4 protein-coding genes are annotated in these 4,402 nt (G+C 72.7%); all 4 read right to left on the bottom strand.

The features are described 5' to 3' along the window. Positions 1-655 (bottom strand): FAD-binding protein (locus HW445_RS19760; RefSeq protein ID WP_180222322.1); only part of this gene is annotated, 655 nt, incomplete at its 3' end. A gap of 83 nt (positions 656-738) precedes the next feature. After that, entirely contained in the window at positions 739-1,383 is a 645-nt protein-coding gene (locus HW445_RS19765; protein ID WP_180222323.1) for a hypothetical protein, read from the bottom strand. Beyond that, positions 1,368-2,792 (bottom strand): glycosyltransferase, encoded by a 1,425-nt coding sequence (locus HW445_RS19770; protein ID WP_180222324.1) that lies wholly within the window; start codon positions 2,790-2,792, stop codon positions 1,368-1,370. The genes HW445_RS19765 and HW445_RS19770 overlap by 16 nt, the downstream gene beginning before the upstream one ends. 37 nt (positions 2,793-2,829) lie before the next feature. Next, positions 2,830-4,104, bottom strand: a complete 1,275-nt coding sequence (glyA, locus tag HW445_RS19775; protein ID WP_180222325.1) for a serine hydroxymethyltransferase — start codon at positions 4,102-4,104, stop codon at positions 2,830-2,832. Between the last annotated feature and the right edge of the window lie 298 nt (positions 4,105-4,402).

Here is a 4,402-nt window from a genome sequence, read left to right on the forward strand (position 1 = left end):
CGGCGCCCGGGTCGGCCGGCACGTACCGCACCGGCACGGGCCGCGTTCCCGGCCGCCGGTAGGACCGCCGGAAGTCCGACTCGGCGGGGGTGAGCACCGGCGGCTCACCCCGGAACCGCCCGTGGGGGAGCTGCGGGAGGTCCTCCTCCGGCGTCCCCCGCAGCCCGAGGAGTTCCTCGACGCGGTCGTAGGCGCCGGCGAGATCCTCGTAGCGGACCGGCCAGCGCAGCGAGGCCCCGTCGACGTCGCCGGCCTCCGTCTCGAACCGGGACAGACGCAGCGCCGACCCGCCCCAGACCAGTGACCGGCCGCCGACCTGCATGCCCCGGATCCAGGTGTAGGACCGGTCGGGCGGCGTCTCGTAGGCGTGCTCCACGTCGTCGACGAAGAGGTGCGGCCCACGCGGCCGGAAATGGAAGTGGCCGCTCTGGACGGGCTGGCGGGGCCAGGAGGCGCCGTCGTCGCCCGCCGCGGCCGCGGCGTACGAGACGGCGCGGTCCGGTATCTCCTCGGCCCGGCGCGGGGGACCGGCCTCGAGGACCAGGGTCCTCACCCCTGCCTCCGTCAGCTCCTTCGCGGCCCAGGAACCGGCGAACCCGGAGCCGACGACGACGGCGTCGTACCCCTCACCCGATGCGGCCTCGATGTCGTTCACGGTCCAGCTGCTCCCGTCGGTGGGTGTCGGGGGTCAGGCGAGCGGTGCGCGTCGCCCGCGGACGGAGTGCCTCGGGCGCGCGGTCACGCCGGATCGCCGGGATGCGAGGGCAGCCAGCGGATCGGGCCGGCGATGCCCGTGTGGTGCGGCGTGACCAGTCCGTCGTGGAAGCGCGACGCCGGGATCACCCGGAAGTCGAAGCTGACCCGGGTCCGCAGCGAGACGTTGCGCTGGTTGCCGTGCTTGAGGTTCGCGCTGTCGAAGGCGAGCATCTGGCCGTAGCGCATGGGGTGCGCGCGGAAGTCCTCGGCGCCCTCGCTCGACTCGACCCACAGGCTGTTCTCGGCCGTGATGTCCGTCAGCGGCACCCAGAACGTGATCTCGCAGTCGTTGTGGCCGCCGCTGCGGTCGCGGTGGAAGCTGCCGACCCCGTGGCGGCCGGGCAGCTGGATGCGCCAGTTCGGCACGTGCTGGTAGCGGACCTCCTCACCGACCAGCTCGGTGATCACCGACCGGACGAACTCCCGGTACAGCACGGAGATCGTCTCGATGCCGTAGAGCTTCTGGTGCATCGCGGAGGCCTGGTCGCCGAAGCCCGGCTGCTCCTCGCCCTCGGGGGCGTGGACGTCGTGCCAGTGGGCGAGGTCCGCCACGCCGGTGGCCGCGCGGGTCGCGCCCGCGAAGTCGAACCGCCGCGTGTCGTAGGGGATGATCAGCTTGTTGAGCACGAGTCTCCTCCGTGGTCGCTGTCGGGAGCAATCGTGAAGCGGGGCTCGAAACCGATGAGGTGGCTCAGCTGGAGGTCGACGCCGCCGATGTTGCTGAAGTCCTCACCGTGGAAGAGGCTCTTGCGGACGAACGCCGCGGTCTTGCCCCGGTAGCGCGAGCGGGCCAGCAGGACGGCCAGCGTGGCCAGGTACCGCGGCGTGCCCCTGCGGTGCAGGGCGGTGAAGGACCGGCGCAGCCCGGTGATCATCTCGTCGGCGGCGGCCCGGTCGGGCGGGACGTCCAGGTCGCGCATGCGCAGCCGGTCGAGGAAGGCCCGCTGGACGGCGGTCGGTTCCAGGTCGGCGGCGTCCTGGGTCTCCCCGTGGACGAGCCCCAGCAGGAGTTCGTCGTGACCGGCGTAGAACTGGTGGCCCTTCCCGGCGGGCGGGAAGGCCCCGGAGACGAGCAGGTCGGCCGCGTGGGCGACGTCGACGTCGCCCAGCCGGGCCGCGAGGTGGGTGGTGAAGTCGGTGTCCTCGCGCAGGGCGGTGGGCAGCAGCGACTCCGACGGCAGCAGTTCGGAGGCGGCCGCGTGGGTGGAGGCCAGCACCGGCGTCCCGATGTACGAGGCCTCCACCAGGACCCGTCCGAAGGTCTCCAGGGAGGAGGTGCTGGGGAAGAACAGCACGTCCATCTCCTGGTAGTCCCGCCACAGCCGGGCCCGGTCCACCGGCGGGCGCCAGCTGTAGCCCGCCGGCGGAGGCGGTGCGTCCGGGTCGGGCCGGCCGCTCCGCGGGTCCTCGCCGATCGCCACCGTCTCGAACGCCCCGGGGGCGCGCCGGGCGAGTTCCCGCTGGAGGGCCACCGCCTGGGCGTGGTTCTTGTCGTCGGTGAGCCGCCCGACGAAGCCGACGCGGGTGGGGCCGCCGCTGCCCGAACCGGTCCAGGACCCGGCCAGCTCGCCGGGGAACCAGCGCAGGAGCGGGTAGCAGACGGCCTGCCGGGAGGCGGCCAGTTGCGGGAACAGCTCGGTGTAGAGCGCCAGTGAGTAGCGCGAGGAGTGGTAGAGCACGTCGTCGGGGCGCAGGTAGGGAGCCGAGAGCGCCTCCTGCTGGAGATAGCCGTTCCACAGCGCGGTGCGCGCGTCCCGGACGATCCTGAAGTCGAGCCCGAGCCGCTCGCGCAGATGGAAGTAGAGGTAGGCGTGCGGGCCCACCGTCGCGACCACCACGTCGCAGCCCGTCAGGGCCTCCCGCGCCGCCTCGTCGCTGCGGAACAGCTCCACGAAGTCGTGGGGCCTGGCCCGGACGTCCGGGCTCTCGCCCAGCAGCCGGCCGACCTCCGTGTAGGCGAAGTTCGCGCCGTCCTTGCCGGGGTGGCCGGCGTAACTGCGGAAGCGGTGGAAGCCGGTGACCGGTTCCCGTGGCATGTGAGTACCGCCTTTCCTGCTGTCGGTCCCGGCCGGATCAGGCGTCGTGGCCCGCGACCGCGGGCACGGCCAGGTCGGCGAGCGCGTCGTCGGGGCGGGGCCGTGTGCGCAGCGCGTCCGCGCGCTTGCGCAGGAGGGTGATCCGGGTCTCGTCCCACTCCTCGGCGCGCAGCGCGGCCAGCAGGATGTCCGCGAGCTCGCGGACGTCGTCCTCGTCGAAACCGCGCGAGGTGATCGTCGGCGTGCCCAGGCGCAGTCCGCTGGCGACGAAGGGGGGCCTCGGGTCGTCGGGCAGCATGTTCCGGTTGGAGAGGATCCCCAGGTCCTCGAGCCGCCCCTCGGCGTCGCGGCCGGTCAGCGCGGTGCGGGTGAGGTCCACGACCAGCAGGTGCGTGTCGGTGCCGCCGGTCACCAGGTCGAGACCGCCGTCCAGCAGCAGACCGGCGAGGAGCCGCGCGTTGCCCACGACGCGCTCCTGGTAGGCGCGGAAGCCGGGGGTCGAGGCGTCCTGGAGGGTGGCCGCGAGCGAGACCAGGCCGGCCATGCCGACGGATGACTGCAGCCCGGGGAAGATCGCCGAGTCGATCCGGGTCTTCAGCGACGCGGGGCACAGGACGATCCCCCCGCGGGTGCCGCGCAGCGTCTTCTCCACCGACGTGGTCACCACGGTTCCCGGGTAGGCGCACGGGTTGTCGTGGAGCCCGGCCGCCACCAGGCCGGCGATGTGGGAGATGTCCGCGACGAGGGTCGCCTCCACCTCCTGGGCGATCTTGGAGAGCAGCGCGAAGTCGACGGCCCGGGGATAGGCGGAGTATCCGGCGACGATGACGCGCGGGCGCTCCCGCTCGGCGATGGCCCGGATGTCGTCGTAGGGCAGCAGGCCGGTCCGGGCGTCGACCGTGTAGGGAACGACCCGGTACAGCTCGGAGACGAGGTGCTTGGGGTGGCCGTGCGAGAGGTGCCCGCCGGAGCCCACGGCCAGGGACAGCAGGGTGTCGCCGGGCTGCATCAGGGCCCGGTAGACGGCGAGGTTCGCCAGGGAGCCGGAGACGGGCTGCACGTTGGCGTGCTCGGCGCCGAAGACGGCGCGCGCCCGGTCCGCCGCCAGCTTCTCGACCTCGTCGAAGATCGACGTGCCGGCGTAGGGCTTGCGGCCGACGTGTCCTTCGGCGGACCGGAACTGGGCGACGCCCCAGGTGCCGTTGTCGCGCGCCGCCGCGATCGGCGCGTTGGACGCGGCGATCAGGTCGATGGATTCCAGATAATGCCGATCCTCACGGTGCAGTAAGCGCGCGAGTTCCAGATCAAGCATCACGTCACCTCGGAGATCACGGAGTTCAGTGGGTGGTCGGCGTACGGGCTTCGCGCCGGGGGGCCGGCGACGCGGGGCCAGGGGCCCGGGATCCGCACGGTCTGCGCCCGCCCCGCACGGAACGGGCGGGGCGTGGACGGGTCGGTCGTAGGGCGGCCGAACTAATTTATCCAGAACGTTGACCAATACAACAGATGATCATGAACGTGTCAATGATCTGGACTTAATCGGGCCGGCCGCCGGGCGGCGGCCCGCCGGGCGCGTTCACCGTCATGGAACAGACGACCGCCGCCGTCGC

Source organism: Streptomyces sp. UH6, assembly GCF_013421635.1.
Taxonomy (GTDB): Bacteria; Actinomycetota; Actinomycetes; order Streptomycetales; family Streptomycetaceae; genus Streptomyces; species Streptomyces abyssomicinicus.